The sequence below is a fragment of the Pseudomonas sp. W4I3 genome, assembly GCF_030816195.1.
GTDB lineage: Bacteria > Pseudomonadota > Gammaproteobacteria > Pseudomonadales > Pseudomonadaceae > Aquipseudomonas.
This window is the reverse complement of record NZ_JAUSXS010000001.1, coordinates 248,148-263,485: the sequence shown is the minus strand read 5'-3', so window position 1 is coordinate 263,485 and position 15,338 is coordinate 248,148. Positions and strand designations below refer to the sequence as shown.

General features: G+C 62.0%; 17 protein-coding genes and 1 pseudogene. 8 read left to right on the top strand and 10 right to left on the bottom strand.

The window, feature by feature from the left end; all coding sequences use genetic code 11:
* Window positions 1-58 precede the first annotated feature (58 nt).
* Genes rsmD through QF045_RS01215 form a run of 3 tightly spaced genes read right to left on the bottom strand, consistent with a single transcriptional unit; the run spans window position 59 to window position 3,502 of the window.
* Window positions 59-664 (bottom strand): 16S rRNA (guanine(966)-N(2))-methyltransferase RsmD, encoded by a 606-nt coding sequence (gene rsmD, locus QF045_RS01225; RefSeq protein WP_306490742.1) that lies wholly within the window; start codon window positions 662-664, stop codon window positions 59-61.
* Window positions 664-2,154, bottom strand: coding sequence for a pitrilysin family protein (locus QF045_RS01220; RefSeq protein ID WP_306490741.1), 1,491 nt, complete (start codon window positions 2,152-2,154; stop codon window positions 664-666). Before QF045_RS01220 ends, rsmD begins: the two co-directional genes overlap by 1 nt.
* Window positions 2,147-3,502 (bottom strand): pitrilysin family protein, encoded by a 1,356-nt coding sequence (locus QF045_RS01215; RefSeq protein WP_124388611.1) that lies wholly within the window; start codon window positions 3,500-3,502, stop codon window positions 2,147-2,149. The genes QF045_RS01220 and QF045_RS01215 overlap by 8 nt, the downstream gene beginning before the upstream one ends.
* A 232-nt stretch (window positions 3,503-3,734) precedes the next feature.
* Here QF045_RS01215 and ftsY point away from each other — a divergent pair, with 232 nt between their 5' ends.
* From ftsY to rpoH, 4 genes are all read left to right on the top strand, one after another.
* The gene (ftsY, locus tag QF045_RS01210; protein WP_306490740.1) at window positions 3,735-5,132 is read left to right on the top strand and encodes a signal recognition particle-docking protein FtsY; all 1,398 of its coding nucleotides are present in this window, start codon (window positions 3,735-3,737) and stop codon (window positions 5,130-5,132) included.
* Complete coding sequence (gene ftsE / locus QF045_RS01205) at window positions 5,129-5,800, top strand: cell division ATP-binding protein FtsE (RefSeq protein ID WP_003213784.1); 672 nt, start codon at window positions 5,129-5,131, stop codon at window positions 5,798-5,800. Before ftsY ends, ftsE begins: the two co-directional genes overlap by 4 nt.
* A complete protein-coding gene (ftsX, locus tag QF045_RS01200; RefSeq protein WP_306490739.1) occupies window positions 5,797-6,819 on the top strand; it encodes a permease-like cell division protein FtsX in 1,023 nt (340 codons plus the stop codon). The genes ftsE and ftsX overlap by 4 nt, the downstream gene beginning before the upstream one ends.
* A gap of 129 nt (window positions 6,820-6,948) precedes the next feature.
* A complete protein-coding gene (gene rpoH, locus QF045_RS01195; protein ID WP_003176698.1) occupies window positions 6,949-7,803 on the top strand; it encodes an RNA polymerase sigma factor RpoH in 855 nt (284 codons plus the stop codon).
* A gap of 49 nt (window positions 7,804-7,852) precedes the next feature.
* On the opposite strand, the gene mtgA is transcribed toward rpoH, so the two are convergent.
* Window positions 7,853-8,575 (bottom strand): monofunctional biosynthetic peptidoglycan transglycosylase, encoded by a 723-nt coding sequence (gene mtgA, locus QF045_RS01190; protein ID WP_306490738.1) that lies wholly within the window; start codon window positions 8,573-8,575, stop codon window positions 7,853-7,855.
* A gap of 74 nt (window positions 8,576-8,649) precedes the next feature.
* Here mtgA and QF045_RS01185 point away from each other — a divergent pair, with 74 nt between their 5' ends.
* The 4 genes from QF045_RS01185 (at window position 8,650) to trmB (ending at window position 10,884) form a co-directional block, all read left to right on the top strand.
* Window positions 8,650-9,030, top strand: coding sequence for a DUF423 domain-containing protein (locus QF045_RS01185; protein WP_306490737.1), 381 nt, complete (start codon window positions 8,650-8,652; stop codon window positions 9,028-9,030).
* 70 nt (window positions 9,031-9,100) lie between these two features.
* Window positions 9,101-9,301: a sulfur carrier protein ThiS gene (thiS, locus tag QF045_RS01180; RefSeq protein ID WP_306490736.1), complete on the top strand. Its 201-nt coding sequence runs from the start codon at window positions 9,101-9,103 to the stop codon at window positions 9,299-9,301.
* A gap of 53 nt (window positions 9,302-9,354) precedes the next feature.
* A complete protein-coding gene (locus QF045_RS01175) occupies window positions 9,355-10,149 on the top strand; it encodes a thiazole synthase (RefSeq protein WP_124388605.1) in 795 nt (264 codons plus the stop codon).
* Window positions 10,150-10,158: 9 nt separating this feature from the next.
* The gene (gene trmB / locus QF045_RS01170; protein ID WP_306490735.1) at window positions 10,159-10,884 is read left to right on the top strand and encodes a tRNA (guanosine(46)-N7)-methyltransferase TrmB; all 726 of its coding nucleotides are present in this window, start codon (window positions 10,159-10,161) and stop codon (window positions 10,882-10,884) included.
* A gap of 80 nt (window positions 10,885-10,964) precedes the next feature.
* Here trmB and QF045_RS01165 read toward each other — a convergent pair whose 3' ends face one another.
* The 6 genes and pseudogenes from QF045_RS01165 to QF045_RS01140 all read right to left on the bottom strand — a co-directional run bounded on the left by QF045_RS01165 (window position 10,965) and on the right by QF045_RS01140 (window position 15,324).
* Window positions 10,965-11,288, bottom strand: coding sequence for a DUF3392 domain-containing protein (locus QF045_RS01165; protein WP_003176691.1), 324 nt, complete (start codon window positions 11,286-11,288; stop codon window positions 10,965-10,967).
* A gap of 19 nt (window positions 11,289-11,307) precedes the next feature.
* Window positions 11,308-12,510 (bottom strand): radical SAM family heme chaperone HemW, encoded by a 1,203-nt coding sequence (gene hemW, locus QF045_RS01160; RefSeq protein ID WP_306490734.1) that lies wholly within the window; start codon window positions 12,508-12,510, stop codon window positions 11,308-11,310.
* Window positions 12,507-13,103, bottom strand: coding sequence for an RdgB/HAM1 family non-canonical purine NTP pyrophosphatase (gene rdgB, locus QF045_RS01155; protein ID WP_306490733.1), 597 nt, complete (start codon window positions 13,101-13,103; stop codon window positions 12,507-12,509). The genes hemW and rdgB overlap by 4 nt, the downstream gene beginning before the upstream one ends.
* Window positions 13,100-13,534, bottom strand: coding sequence for a DUF4426 domain-containing protein (locus QF045_RS01150; RefSeq protein ID WP_306490732.1), 435 nt, complete (start codon window positions 13,532-13,534; stop codon window positions 13,100-13,102). Before QF045_RS01150 ends, rdgB begins: the two co-directional genes overlap by 4 nt.
* 21 nt (window positions 13,535-13,555) lie before the next feature.
* Window positions 13,556-14,176 (bottom strand): methionine biosynthesis protein MetW, encoded by a 621-nt coding sequence (metW, locus tag QF045_RS01145; RefSeq protein ID WP_306490731.1) that lies wholly within the window; start codon window positions 14,174-14,176, stop codon window positions 13,556-13,558.
* Between the two features lie 7 nt (window positions 14,177-14,183).
* Window positions 14,184-15,324 (bottom strand): annotated as a pseudogene (locus QF045_RS01140) (homoserine O-acetyltransferase).
* Window positions 15,325-15,338 lie beyond the last annotated feature (14 nt).

Here is a 15,338-nt window from a genome sequence, read left to right as displayed (position 1 = left end):
ACGCAGCGCTATCAGCTAGCCCATGTCGCCTGTCCGACCTTCGCGAGCAAGCTCGCTCCTACAGGGTGCGGTGCCACAACGCGTAATAGACCCGCCCGGACTTCTGCTCACGGTGCAAGCGCCAGCTTCCCGGCAGGCCGAGGGTGGATGGCGCCGTCTCGCTTTCAGTGTAGATCCACGCATCCGGTGCCAGCCATTGGCGTTCTTCCAGCAACGCACACACGGTTGGCAGCAGGTTCTGGTTGAACGGCGGGTCGAGGAACACCACGTCATATTCGCTGGCTGCCTGGGTTTCCAGGTAGCGCAAGGCGTCGGCGGTCTGCACCTGGCCGTTGGTGCAACGCAGCGTGCCCAGGTGTTCCTTGAGGCTGGACACCGCCACGTTGCTCGCGTCCAGCGCCTGTGCCTGGGAGGCGCCACGGGACAGCGCCTCCAGGAACAACGCGCCACTGCCCGCAAACGGGTCGAGCACTTTGGCGCCACCGATGTACGGCGCAAGCCAATTGAACAGGGTTTCGCGCACGCGATCCGGCGTCGGGCGCAGGCCCACGACATCGGGGAAACTCAGCTTGCGGCTGCCCCATTCACCGCCAATGATGCGCAGTTGGCCCACACCGTTATGTACGTTGTGGACAGGTTTTTTCGGGCGAGATGAACTGGCCATTAATGCTCCGGAACCCCGAGCGGCTGCTCGGCGGGTTTATCAGTGGGGGGCGGTAGTGGCTTTTGCGCAATCGTCGGGCCGGCGGTCACGATGACCATTTTGTCGGCGCTCAAGTGTTTGTTCATGGCCGCCTTGACCTGCTCTACGGTCAGGGCCTGGGATTGTTTCATGAAATCTTCCAGATAGCTCAGCGGCAGGTTATAGAAACCCATGGCGCCCAGTTGCCCGACGATATCGGCGTTGCTGGCGGTGGACAGCGGGAAGCTGCCGGCCAGTTCGCGCTTGGCATCATCCAGCTCTTTCTGGGTGGGGCCGGTCTTGAGGTAGTCAGCCACGACGTCTTCGACCAGACGCAGCGTACCGCCGCTCATTTCGGCGCGGGTCTGCAGGTTGATCATGAACGGGCCACGCACCTGCATCGGCGAGAAACCGGAGTACACGCCGTAGGTAAGGCCGCGTTTTTCGCGCACTTCACTCATCAGCCGCGTACCGAAGCCGCCACCGCCCAGAATCTGGTTGCCCAGCGACAGTGCCGCGTAGTCCGGGTCGGCGCGATCGATGCCCAACTGCGCGAACAGCAGGTGAGTCTGCTTGGAAGGAAACTCAATGCGGCTCAGGCCGGCCTTTGGCTCGGTTGGCTGGGCAATTTTCGCCAGGGCCGGGCCCTTGGGCAGCGCGGCGGAGACCTTGGCGGTCATGGCTTCGGCTTCGGCACGGGTCAGGTCGCCCACCACCGCGATCACGGCATTGCCGGCTGCGTAAGCCTTGGCGTGGAACGCCTGCATCTGTTGCACGGTAATGGCCGGAACGCTTTCAGGCGTGCCTTCGCTTGGGTGGGCATAGGGGTGGTCGCCGTACAGGCGCTTGAACAGCTCGATGCTCGCAAGCTTAGCGGGGTTCTGTTTCTGGTATTCGAAGCCGGCCAGGATCTGGTTCTTGATACGTGCCAGTGAGTCTGCCGGGAATGTTGGCTTGCCGATCACGTCATCGAACAGTGCAAGTGCGGCATCGCGTTTGTCGCTGTCGCTCAGGCTGCGCAGGGACACCAGCGCCATATCGCGGTAGGCGCCATTACCGAAATCGGCGCCCAGGCCTTCAAAGCCACTGGCGATCTGGCTGACGTCCTTGCCCGGCACGCCTTCGTTGAGCATGGCGTTGGTCATCAAGGCCAAGCCCGGTACGTTGCCGTCCTGGCTGCTGCCGGCGGCGAACAGGATGCGTACGTCGAACATCGGCAGCTCATGGGCTTCGACGAACAGCACCTTGGCGCCTTCGGCGGTGGTCCAGGTTTGCACATCGAGCTTGCGGTTGGTGGGGGCCTTGCCGTCCAGCTCCGCCAGCGATTGCAGCTTGCTGGTCGATTGGGCCTTGTCCAGGGCCTGGCTGGCGACCGACTCGCTTGGGCGCAACAGGTACACGGCGCTGGCCGCAGCCAGGGTAACGGCGATCAGGCCGGGCAGAATCAGGCGATTGCTTTTGCGGTCACTCATGAGCGGTCTCCTCAGGCAAAACATGGGCGACGCTCAGACGTTCGCGGGTGAAATAGGTGCGCGCAGCCTTTTGGATATCTTCCGGGGTCACGCTTTGCAGGTCGGCAAGCTCGGTGTCCATCAGCTTCCAGGACAGGCCGACGGTTTCCAGCGAGCCGATGGATGTGGCCTGGCTGGTGATGGAGTCACGCTGGTAGACCACGCCGGCAATCACTTGGGCGCGGATCCGCTCCAGCTCTTCAGCGGTTGGCGGCTTGGCTTTGAGCTCTTCCAGCAGGCGCCACAGGCCGGCTTCGGCTTGGGCGACGGTCTTTTTCTTCTGCTGGTTGGGCGTGGCGGTCAGCATGAACAGGGTGTCGCCGCGGGTATAGGCGTCGTAATCGGTGGAAGCGGCGGAGACCAGTTCTTCACCACGCTCCAACTGCTCGGAGATGCGCGCGCTGTAACCGCCGTCGAGCAAGGCCGAGATCAGGCGCAGGGCCTGTACCGAGCGCTTGTCCTCGGCCGTGGCCAGGCCGGGCACGTTGAAGCCCAGGAATACGCTGGGCAGCTGGGTTTGCACGTGCAGGGTCAGCAGGCGCTCGCCGGGCTCGGCCAGCTCCATCGGGACCTTGGCGGGCGGTACGTCGCGCTTGGGGATCGGGCCGAAGTAGCGCTGGGCCAGGGTCTTCACCTCGTCTGGGGTGACGTCGCCGACAACCACCAGGGTTGCGTTGTTCGGCACGTACCAGGCCTGGTACCAATGGCGCAGTTCCTCGACCTTCATGCGTTCCAGGTCGGCCATCCAGCCGATGGTTGGCGTGTGATAGCCGCTGGCCGGGAAGGCCATGGCCTTGAAGCGCTCGTAGGCCTTGGACATCGGGTTATCGTCGGTGCGCAGGCGGCGCTCTTCCTTGATCACCTCGATTTCGCGGCTGAACTCATCGGCCGGCAGGCGCAGGCTGGCCATGCGGTCGGCTTCCAGCTCAAAGGCCACGCCCAGGCGATCGCGGGCCAGCACCTGGTAGTAAGCGGTGTAGTCGTCACTGGTGAAGGCATTTTCTTCGGCGCCCAGGTCGCGCAGGATCAGCGAGGCTTCGCCGGGGCCGACCTTGGCGCTGCCCTTGAACATCATGTGTTCCAGAGCATGGGACAAACCGGTCTGGCCCGGGGTTTCGTAGCTCGAACCCACCTTGTACCAGACCTGGGAAACCACCACGGGCGCGCGATGATCTTCACGCACGACGACTTTGAGGCCGTTGTCCAGCGTGAACTCATGGGTGGGTTGTGGATCGGCAGCCAGGGCTGAAAGAGGCAGACAAACTGTACCGAACAGCAGGCCTGCGGCGCGGCGGGCTAGAGCATTCATTCGTTTTTAAACCTGTTGGACTGCCCGCTTGGTCTTAGCGTCGGCGGGCGAGGAGGTGCTAGGATACTGATCCGACCTAGGGACGGCCACTGTGGCTGTCTTGTTAAGGCCCTATTTTGGCCTTACAAAATGTTGCGCATGAACGAGCTGGCTAAAAAACAGTCTGTTACGCATCGAATTTTATTTACCGATGTGCCGCTTGGCGCGTCGCTACCTTGAGATAGCCGTCTCCATGTTTGGTTCCAACGACGACAAGAAGACCCCAGCTGCGGCTGGCGAGAAAAAAGGCCTGTTCGGATGGCTGCGCAAAAAGCCGCAGGAAACCGTCGTCGAACAGCCGCAGGTCCAACCTGAATCCATCCCCGAGCCTATAGTAGAAGCTGAACCGGTTGCCGAGACACCGGCGCCGACGGTGTTGCCGATGGCCGAGCCGGTGCTGCAGCCTGCTGTCGAGCCAGAGCCAGAGCCAGAGCCAGAGCCAGAGCCAGAGCCAGAGCACAAGCCGTGGCCGGAACTGCCGGTGGCTGAAGAGCCGGTGGCGCTGGTTGAGGATGTGCAGGTTGAGCACGTAACGCCGCCGATTCCCGCTGTGATTGAGCCCGTAGAGGCCGTCGTCCAGGCGCCACCAGTTCTTGAAGCCCCTGTGCCTGCCGTGGTTGCCGCGCCTGCCGTTGTTGAAGAACCGGCCGCTGAAACCAGCAAAACCGGCTTTTTCGCCCGCCTCAAACAAGGTTTGAGCAAAACCAGCGCCAGTATCGGCGAAGGCATGGCCAGCCTGTTCCTGGGCAAGAAAACCATCGATGACGAGTTGCTTGAAGACATCGAAACCCGCCTGCTCACCGCAGACGTGGGCGTCGAAGCCACCGCCGTGATCATCCAGAGCCTGACCCAGAAGGTCGCACGCAAGCAGCTGACCGACGCCGACGCGCTGTACAAGTCTTTGCAGGCCGAGCTGGCCGCCATGCTCAAGCCCGTTGAAGCACCGCTGGTGATCACCCCGAAAAAACCGTTCGTGATCCTGGTCGTCGGCGTCAATGGCGCCGGCAAGACCACCACCATCGGCAAGCTGGCCAAGAAGCTGCAGTCCGAAGGCAAGAAAGTCATGCTGGCCGCCGGCGACACCTTCCGTGCCGCTGCCGTCGAGCAACTGCAAGTGTGGGGCGAGCGCAACAAGATCCCGGTGATCGCCCAGCACACCGGTGCCGACTCCGCTTCGGTGATCTTCGACGCCGTGCAGGCCGCCAAGGCCCGTAACATCGATGTGCTGATCGCCGATACCGCCGGTCGCCTGCACACCAAAGACAATTTGATGGAAGAGCTGAAGAAAGTCCGCCGCGTGATCGGCAAGCTCGACGCCGACGCTCCCCATGAAGTGCTGCTGGTGCTGGACGCCGGCACCGGGCAGAACGCCATCAGCCAGGCCAAGCAATTCAACCAGACGGTACAACTGACCGGCCTGGCATTGACTAAGCTCGACGGCACGGCCAAGGGCGGTGTGATTTTCGCGCTGGCCAAACAGTTCGGGTTGCCGATTCGTTATATCGGCGTCGGTGAAGGCATCGACGACCTGCGCACCTTTGAAGCCGAACCCTTTGTAGAGGCACTGTTTGCCGAGCGGGAGCGTTCATGATTCGATTCGAACAGGTCGGTAAACGCTACGCCAACGGGCATGTGGGCTTGCATGAGCTGAGCTTTCGAGTACGGCGCGGCGAGTTCTTGTTCGTCACCGGCCACTCCGGCGCCGGTAAAAGTACCTTGTTGCGCCTGTTGCTGGCCATGGAACGCCCGACCACCGGCAAGCTGCTGCTGGCGGGCCAGGACCTGGCCACCATCAGCAACGCGCAGATCCCGTTCCTGCGCCGCCAGATCGGCGTGGTGTTTCAGAACCACCAGTTGCTGTTCGATCGTACGGTGTTCAACAACATTGCCTTGCCCCTGCAGATTCTCGGGCTGTCCAAGGCCGAAATCGTCAAGCGGGTGGATTCGGCTTTGGAGCGCGTGGCGCTGTCGGACAAGACCGACCTGTACCCCGGCGACCTGTCCACCGGCCAGCAACAGCGCGTCGGTATCGCTCGCGCCATCGTCCACCGCCCGGCCTTGCTGCTGGCGGATGAGCCCACCGGTAACCTCGACCCGCGCCTGGCGGCCGAGATCATGGGGGTGTTCGAAGACATCAACCGGCTGGGCACCAGCGTGTTGATCGCCAGTCACGACCTGGCGCTGATTGCTCGCATGCGCCATCGCATGCTGACCCTGCAACGCGGTCGTCTGATCGGTGACGGGGAGGCTGGCGTATGAGTGCAACACGCAGTCCTAAAGTATCCGAACGCGTGGCGCCGAAACCGGCCGATCCGCAACCGAAAAAGAAAAAACACGACGAAGACGACGGCCCGGACTTCGGCACGCTGTTGCGTGCCTGGATCGAAAGCCATCGCGCCAGCCTGCTCGACAGCCTGCGCCGCCTGGGCAAGCAGCCGATCGGCAGCTTTTTCACCTGCCTGGTGATGGCCGTGGCCCTGAGCCTGCCGATGGGTTTGTCGTTGCTGCTCAATAATGTGGAGCGCCTGGGCGGTTCCTGGCAGCGCGCGGCGCAGATTTCGCTGTACCTCAACCTCGACGCCAGCACCAAGGATGGCGAGGGGCTGCGCGACGACATCAAGAATCTGCCCGGCGTAGCGGATGCCGAGTACATCAGCCGCGATCAGGCGCTTGAGGAGTTCCAGCAGCAATCCGGCCTGGGTGAAGCGCTCAAGGAGCTGCCGCAGAACCCGCTACCGGGCGTGGTTCTGGTAACGCCAAATGAAGTGGACAAGCCGGCCCTGGAAGCCCTGCGACAAAAACTCGCAGAGATGCCCAAGGTGCAACAGGCTCAACTTGATCTAGTCTGGGTAGAGCGCCTGGCCGCGATTCTCAAGCTGGGCGATCGCTTTGTATTCGGTTTGACAGTGTTGTTGGTGTCTGCATTACTTTTGGTGATAGGTAATACCATTCGTCTTCATATTGAAAACCGTCGCACTGAGATAGAAGTGATTAAACTGGTCGGCGGCACGGACAGCTATGTGCGTCGTCCTTTTCTGTACATGGGCGCGCTTTATGGCTTTGGTGCCGGGGTTTTATCCTGGGGCGTGCTGGCGTTTGGCCTTGACTGGCTGAACGACGCGGTTATCGGGCTTGCCGGCTTGTACGGCAGCGATTTCGCCCTGGCCGGCGTGCCCGTAGCGGATGGTCTGAGCCTCTTGCTCGGCGCGGTCTTGTTGGGGTATATCGGTGCGTGGATTGCGGTCGCACGGCATTTACGTGAGCTGGCACCGAAGTAGTTAATGTCAGGGTAATGTGGTTTCGTTTGTATTGACCGTATCAGTGGTTTAGGGAACTTGTCCTACGGTTCCCGGTCAATTTTCGCAGTGCTGAACTGCACGAGTTATGTGAGTCGGAGGTTTTTTCGTATGACCACTTCTTTGCAACCTGCTTATGCCTTGGTCCCGGGTGCGAACCTGGAAGCCTATGTGCACACGGTCAACAGCATTCCATTGCTGACGCCCGAGCAGGAGCGTGAACTGGCCGAGAGTCTCTACTATGAGCAGGATTTGGGGGCGGCTCGGCAGATGGTGCTCGCCCACCTGCGTTTTGTCGTACATATCGCCCGTAGCTATAGCGGCTACGGCCTGGCCCAGGCTGACCTGATTCAGGAAGGCAACGTCGGCCTGATGAAGGCGGTCAAGCGCTTCAACCCGGAAATGGGCGTGCGCCTGGTGTCGTTTGCTGTGCACTGGATCAAGGCGGAAATTCACGAGTTCATCCTGCGCAACTGGCGCATCGTGAAAGTCGCGACCACCAAGGCCCAGCGCAAGCTGTTCTTCAACCTGCGCAGCCAGAAGAAACGCCTGGCGTGGCTGAACAACGAGGAAGTCCACCGCGTGGCCGAAAGCCTCGGTGTGGAGCCCCGTGAAGTGCGCGAGATGGAAAGCCGCCTGACCGGCCATGACATGGCCTTCGACCCGGCTGCCGAAGCAGACGACGACAGCGCTTTCCAATCGCCGGCCAACTACCTGGAAGACCACCGGTACGACCCGGCGCGTCAACTGGAGGATGCGGACTGGAGCGACAACTCCAACCACAACCTGCACGAAGCGCTCGAAGTGCTGGACGACCGCAGCCGTGACATTCTTTACCAGCGCTGGCTGGCAGAAGAAAAAGCCACGCTGCACGACCTGGCGCAGAAGTACAACGTGTCGGCCGAGCGGATTCGTCAGCTTGAGAAAAGCGCGATGAACAAGCTGAAGCTGTCGATCGCTGCCTAAAACTGTGGGAGGGGGGCAAGCCCCCTCCCACATTTGTTTCTGTGTTGTGTCAGTCGGACCAGGGGGCCTTGCGGGAGTTGTTGAGCTCCGCCAGGTAGCCATCCCCGCCGAGCTGACTCATCTGCTGGCGAATCCACGCTGCGCGCCGCGCCACATACGCTGTCGGATGACTGGCACTCCACACCCGTGGATTCGGCAACACGGCCGCCAGGTAGCTGGCCTGCTGTCGCGATAGCCCCTTGGCACTCACCCCGAAATGGTGCCGCGCCGCCGCCTCTGCCCCGAACACGCCGTCATCCCACTCCACGCTGTTGAGGTAGACCTCAAGAATGCGCTGCTTGGGCCACAACACTTCGATCAACCCGGTAAACCAGGCCTCCAGGCCTTTGCGCAGATAACTGCGGCCGGCCCACAGGAACAAGTTCTTCGACACCTGCTGGCTCAACGTACTGGCGCCCCGGATCGAGCCGCCGCGCTCGTTATGCACGATTGCCGCCTGGATCGCACCAAAGTCAAAACCCCAGTGCTGCGGGAAGCGCTGGTCTTCACCGGCCATCACCGCCAGTTTGAGGTCATCGGAGATCTCGTCCCACGGCACCCAGCTACGCTGCAGGTCGATAGGCTCGCCGTCGATCCATGATTCGACCTTGCGCTCCACCATCAGCGCAGTGAACGGCGGCGGCACGACACGAAACAGCAGCACCAGCAGCACACTGCCGATGGCGAACCATTTCAGGACGTTGAGAAAGCGGTTGAAGAGGATACGCAGCATAGAGATGGCTTGGCCGAACCCGTTGAGCGGGCCATTATACAGACCCTGCCCGATGAGTCTGACTGGAGTTCCTCATGCTGCGTAGCTTTCTGATGCTGGCTGCCTTTTTCGGTTTCACCGGTGTGGCCCTCGGTGCCTTCGCCGCCCACGGTCTGAAGAACCGCCTGAGCGCCGAATACCTGACAATCTTCCACACCGGCGTGACTTATCAGCTGGTGCACACCCTGGCGTTGTTTGGCGTGGCGCTGCTGGCTGCGCACATTCCCGGACGACTGGTCACCTGGGCGGGCATTTCATTTGCAGTCGGGATCCTTTTGTTCTCCGGTAGCCTGTATCTGTTGACCCTGACCGGCATCAGCAAACTCGGGATCATCACCCCGTTCGGCGGCCTGGCGTTCCTGTTGGGCTGGTTTTTCCTCGGCTTGCTCGCCTGGCGCCTGCAACTGACCGCTTGACGCTTGGAGCTGACCTTCAGTCCCAATCGCGTTAGAATGCCGGCCCCTAAAAACGATGGCGGCCTGCGGCATGCGCATTCAGTTGAACGGCGAACCCTTTGAATTGCCCGACGGTGAAACCGTCGCGGCCCTGCTGACCCGCCTGGACCTCACCGGGCGTCGTGTCGCAGTGGAGCTCAACCTGGATATCGTCCCGCGCAGCCTGCACGAAAGCACCGCGCTCAGCGAAGGTGACCAGGTCGAAGTGGTCCACGCCATCGGCGGTGGCTAGTCACCCCCGGCCTTATGCATTCTGCGAAACCTCACCCCATTACGAGAATTCCCATGAGCATTGTTCGTAGCGACAAGCCCTTCGTCCTGGCCGGCCATACCTACCAGTCCCGTCTGCTGGTCGGCACCGGCAAGTACCGCGACATGGAAGAAACCCGTCTGGCCATCGAAGCCTCGGGCGCCGAAATCGTGACCTTCGCCGTACGTCGCACCAACCTCGGCCAGATCGAGGGCGAGCCGAACCTGCTCGAAGTGCTGTCGCCGGACCGCTACACCTTCCTGCCGAACACCGCCGGCTGCTATGACGCCATCGAAGCCGTGCGCACCTGCCGCCTGGCTCGTGAGCTGCTCGACGGCCACAACCTGGTGAAGCTGGAAGTGCTGGCCGACCAGAAAACCCTGTTCCCCAACGTGATCGAAACCCTCAAGGCCGCCGAGACCTTGGTCAAGGAAGGCTTTGACGTGATGGTCTACACCAGCGATGACCCGATCATCGCTCGCCAGCTGGCGGAAATCGGCTGCATCGCGGTGATGCCGCTGGCGGGTCTGATCGGCTCCGGCCTGGGTATCTGCAACCCCTACAACCTGCAGATCATCCTTGAAGAAGCCAAGATCCCGGTGCTGGTGGATGCGGGCGTGGGCACGGCCTCCGACGCAACCATCGCCATGGAGCTGGGCTGCGACGCGGTGCTGATGAACTCGGCCATTGCCCATGCCCAGCAACCGATCATGATGGCCCAAGCCATGCAACACGCGATCGTCGCGGGCCGCCTGGCCTACCTCGCCGGGCGCATGCCGAAAAAACTCTATGCCAGCGCCTCTTCGCCGCTGGATGGCCTGATCAAGTAAGAGCTATTGATGACTGAATCAAACGAAACGCCGAACACCGTGGAAGCGGGCGACGAGTCCAAGCATCGCCGCATCAAGAGCTTCGTGATGCGCGCCGGTCGCATGACCGAAGGCCAGCAAAAGGGCCTGGAGCAGGGCACGCCACTGTTCGTGTTGCCCCTGGCCGACGCGCCGGTGGACTACGACCAGGTGTTCGGTCGTTCGGCCCCGCGTTCCCTGGAAATCGGCTTCGGCATGGGGCATTCCCTGCTGGAGATGGCGGCGGCCGCGCCGGACCAGGATTTCATCGGTGTGGAAGTGCACCGTCCAGGTGTCGGTGCGCTGCTTAACGGCGTGCTGACCCAGGGCCTGACCAACCTGCGGGTGTATGACTGCGACGCGATTGAAGTGCTCAACCGCTGCATCGCCGACAACAGCCTCGACCGCCTGATGCTGTTCTTCCCCGACCCATGGCACAAGGCTCGTCACCACAAGCGCCGCATCGTCCAGGCCTCCTTCGCGGAGCTGGTGCGCAGCAAGCTCAAGGTTGGCGGCATCCTGCACATGGCCACCGACTGGGAACCGTATGCCGAATACATGCTGGAAGTGATGAATGTCGCGCCTGGCTACCGCAACCTCGCCGAAGACGGCCAATGCGTGCCACGCCCGGCAGAGCGTCCGATCACCAAGTTCGAACGCCGCGGCGAGCGGTTGGGACATGGGGTGTGGGATTTGAAGTTCGAAAAGCTGGCCTAACCCGCCTGCAACGTTGAAATGCAGTAAAAATGTGGGAGGGGGCTTGCCCCCTCCCACATTTTTTTGTGTTGGGTTTGAGGTCAGCGGCGATCCGCGACGACGCCAATCAACACCAGCACCACCACCAGCACCGGCGCCAGGCTGTAGTTATTGAACTGACTCAGCCCGCGCACAATCCACGGCGTGGCGTAGATCAGCGCTGCGCCGCTGCCGATCATGCACAGCAGGGCCATCAACGGGACGCGCAGGGCGCCGGCGATGCTGCCCAGGCGTGCTTCGACCCAGCCCTTGATGTCGGCGCCGAACAGCACCAGCAAACAGCCGACCAGGGCCAGGGAGATTTCCGACAGGTTGCTGCGGCTCCAGCGGGACACGGTGGCGAGCAGGTCGAGTACCAAATCCATTCGATTTCCTTAAGAGCGATCAGCTCAAAAACGTCTGCAGCAGGTCATTGAGAAAGAGTTGCCCGCGGTCGGTCGCCGCCAGGCGTGACGGTTCGACCTGCATTAAGCCGCTTTGTTCTGCCTCGCGGCGGCCTTCTTCGAGGCTCGCCAGCTCAAGGCCGGTACGCTCGGCGTAGAGCTTGGCCTCAACGCCTTCAGTGAGGCGCAGGGCGTTCATCAGGAACTCGAACGGCAGCTCTTCATTGGTCAACTCTTTCGCTCCGGCCTGAAAGCTTTTGGCCGGGTTGAGGTAGTCTTTCGGTGCGCGGGTTTTCCAGGTGCGTACGATGCGCCCGTCCGGATGGCTGAGCTTGCCGTGGGCACCCGCGCCGATACCGATGAAGTCGCCGAAGCTCCAGTAATTGAGGTTATGCCGCGCCGGGCGACCCGGTTGGGCGTAGGCCGACACTTCATATTGCGCGTAACCGTGCTCGGCGAGCAGCGCCTGACCGGCTTCCTGGATGTCCCACAGGGTGTCGTCTTCCGGCAGCGCGGGTGGCTGGTTCCAGAACACGGTGTTGGGTTCCAGGGTCAGTTGGTACCAGGACAAGTGCGTCGGCTTGAGTGCGATCGCTTGGCGCAGGTCGGCCAGCGCGTCGTCCAGGGATTGATCGGGCAAGCCGTGCATCAGGTCCAGGTTGAAGTTGTCGAATCCGGCCTGGCGCGCCATATCTGCGGCGCGTATGGCTTCATCGCCGTTGTGGATGCGACCCAGGGCTTCGAGCTTTGCCTGCTGGAAGCTCTGGATGCCGATGGACAGGCGATTGATCCCCAGCGCGCGATACGCCACGAACTTCTCTTGCTCAAAGGTGCCGGGATTGGCTTCCAGGGTGATTTCGATATCGTCGGCAAACGGGATGCGCGCTTGCACGCCTTTGAGCAGCCGCCCCAATGCCGCGGCGCTGAACAGGCTCGGGGTGCCGCCGCCAAAGAAGATCGAGCTCAGCTTGCGGCCATAGACGGCATGCAGGTCCAGGTCCAGGTCCGCCAGCAATGCGTCCACATACTCTTCTTCCGGCAACACGTTGCTGGCGGTGTGGGAGTTGAAGTCGCAATAAGGGCACTTGCGCACGCACCAGGGGATATGGATGTACAGCGCCAGGGGCGGCAGCACAGGCAGCGCCGCCCGAGGGGTTTGCGCGCCACCGTGGATCAGTGGCAGCGCCTGGGTGTCGTGGGTCATTTCAGGCTCAGGCGTTGGCGCAGCAAATCCATTGCGCGGGCGCGGTGGCTGATCTGGTTCTTGTCGGCCGGGCTCAGTTCGGCGCTGGAGACGTTGCGCTCCGGCACCCAGAACAGTGGATCGTAGCCAAAGCCGTGCTCACCGCTGGCGGCATGCAGGATGCGCCCGTGCCACAAGCCTTCGCAGAGGATCGGCAGCGGGTCGTCAGCGTGACGCACCAACGCCAGCACGCAGACGAACTGCGCACCGCGCATCGCATCCGGTACGTCCTTGAGCGCGTCCAGTAGCTTGGCGTTGTTGGCCGCATCGCCCTTGCCGTCGGCGTAGCGCGCCGAATAGATGCCGGGTGCGCCACCGAGGTAGTCCACCGCCAGGCCCGAGTCATCCGCCAAGGCCGGCAGGCCGGAGAGGCGTGCGGCGTTGCGTGCCTTGAGGATGGCGTTTTCGACGAATGACAGGCCGGTTTCTTCCGGCTCCACCTGGCTGAACTCACCGATCGAGCGCAGTTGCACGGCGTCGCCGAGCATGGCCTGCAATTCTTTGAGTTTGCCGGCGTTATGGCTGGCCAGTACGAGTTGAGTCAGGTTCATCATTCGGCCGGAAACAGTTCTTGGTTGAATTGGAAACCATGGGCCTTGCCGCCGGTTTCAACGTTGATGGTAAACGTCTTGTATTCGCGCTGGGTCACGGAGTAAGGCGCGAGGTAGCTGACCCCGCCTTTCTCTTCGATTTGCTTGAACGTCAAGATCTCGCTTTTGCCGCCCAGGTCCTTGATGGTGCCGGTCACTTGGGCCGGGACGGGGGTCACGCCCTTGATCACGGTTACATTGATCAAACCCTTCTCCTTGCTGCGCACCACGCCGACGTTCTGGGCGGTTTCCGGAGACAGGAAGCTTGAGGTGAAGGTGTTGTAGTGAACGGTGATATCGCCGAAGTCTTTCTTGCGGTTAGCGTCGATAGCGTCGGCGGCCACGGCGCTGGCGCCCAGGCAGGCGGTCAATAGAAAAATAGCCAAACGACTCATGAGCGTCCCTCGTGAAAGTAATTAGACGGCAATCTTGTGGTCGATCAGGCCAGGACTGCTGACCCGGTAGATGCCGATTTCGCCCAACAGGTTGGGCCATAGCTTACTCGCCCAGCCGTGGCGGTGCTGTTGATCGACGGCAAGGCGGTTGATCACCTTGGCCTCACGCTCGCCACACAGGGCTTCGAAGTCTTCGAAGGTGCAGAAGTGGATGTTCGGCGTGTTGTACCAGGTGTACGGCAGGAAGTCCGACACCGGCATGCGGCCCTTGGTGGCCAGGTACCAGCGGCAGCGCCAGTGTCCGAAATTGGGGAAGGTGATGATGCATTGGCGGCCGACGCGCAGCATTTCGTCGAGGATACGGTCCGGGTAGTGCACCGCTTGCAGGGCCTGGGTCATCACCACGATGTCAAAGCTGTTGCTGGCAAAGTTGCCCAGGCCCTTGTCCAGGTCCTGCTCGATCACGTTGATGCCTTTGGCCACGCACTGGGCGATGTTGTCCGGATCGTTTTCCAGGCCGTAGCCGGTGACTTGCTTGTTGTCGCGCAGCCAGCTCAGCAGCTCGCCATCGCCGCAGCCCAGGTCGAGCACGCGGCTGCCGGCGGGGATCCAGTCTTGGATGATTTCCAGGTCGGCTCTCATGGCGTTCTCACAGTGCTATACGGTTCATGTAGTTACTGAACGCCTGCAGATAACGGGGAATCGGAATCAGGAAGGCGTCGTGGCCTTGCGGAGCATCGATCTCCAGGTAGCAGACGTCTTTGCGCGCAGCCATCAGCGCATCCACCAGCTCACGAGAGCGCGCCGGGGAGAAACGCCAGTCGGTGGTGAACGACATCACGCAGAACTTGGCCGTGGCGTGCTCGAAGGTTTTCGCCAGATCGTCGTCGTGGTTCGCCGCCGGGTCGAAGTAGTCCAGCGCCTTGGTCATCAGCAGGTAGGTGTTGGCGTCGAAACGCCCGGAGAACTCCTCGCCCTGATACCGCAGGTAGCTTTCGACCTGGAACTCGACGCTGTGGAAGTCGTAGTTGAGCTTCTCGCTCTTGAGGCCACGGCCGAATTTTTCGCCCATGGAATCATCGGACAGGTAGGTGATGTGCCCGACCATCCGCGCCAGCATCAGGCCACGCTTGGGGATCACGCCGGCTTCCTGGAACGAACCACCGTGGAACTCGGGGTCGGTGAGGATGGCTTGGCGCGCCACTTCGTTGAAGGCAATGTTTTGCGCAGACAGCTTGGGCGCCGAGGCGATGGCCAGGCAGTGGCGCACGCGGTCCGGGTAGGTGATGGTCCATTGCAGGGCCTGCATGCCGCCCAGGCTGCCACCGATCACGGCCGCCCATTGGTCGATGCCCAGCCGGTCGGCAAGGCGCGCCTGGCTGTGCACCCAGTCTTCCACTGTCAACACCGGGAAGTCGGCGCCGAACGGCTTGCCGGTTTCCGGGTTCAGGCTGCTGGGGGCCGGTGGAGCCGTTGCAGCCGCCGAGGTTGTTCAGGCTGACCACAAAGAATTTGTTGGTGTCGATGGGCTTGCCTGGGCCGATGCAGCTGTCCCACCAGCCGGGCTTGCGCTCGTCAACGCTGTGGAAGCCTGCCGCATGATGGTGGCCGGACAAGGCGTGGCAAATCAGCACGGCGTTGCTCGCGGTGGCGTTCAGTTGGCCGTAGGTTTCGTAGATCAGGTCGTAGGCAGGCAGCGAGCGGCCGCAGGCCAGGGCCAGTGGTTCGCTAAAGTGCGCCACTTGGGGCACGACCAGTCCAACGGAATCGGGGGGGAAGGCAGTTGGCATCGACCCTGCTCTCG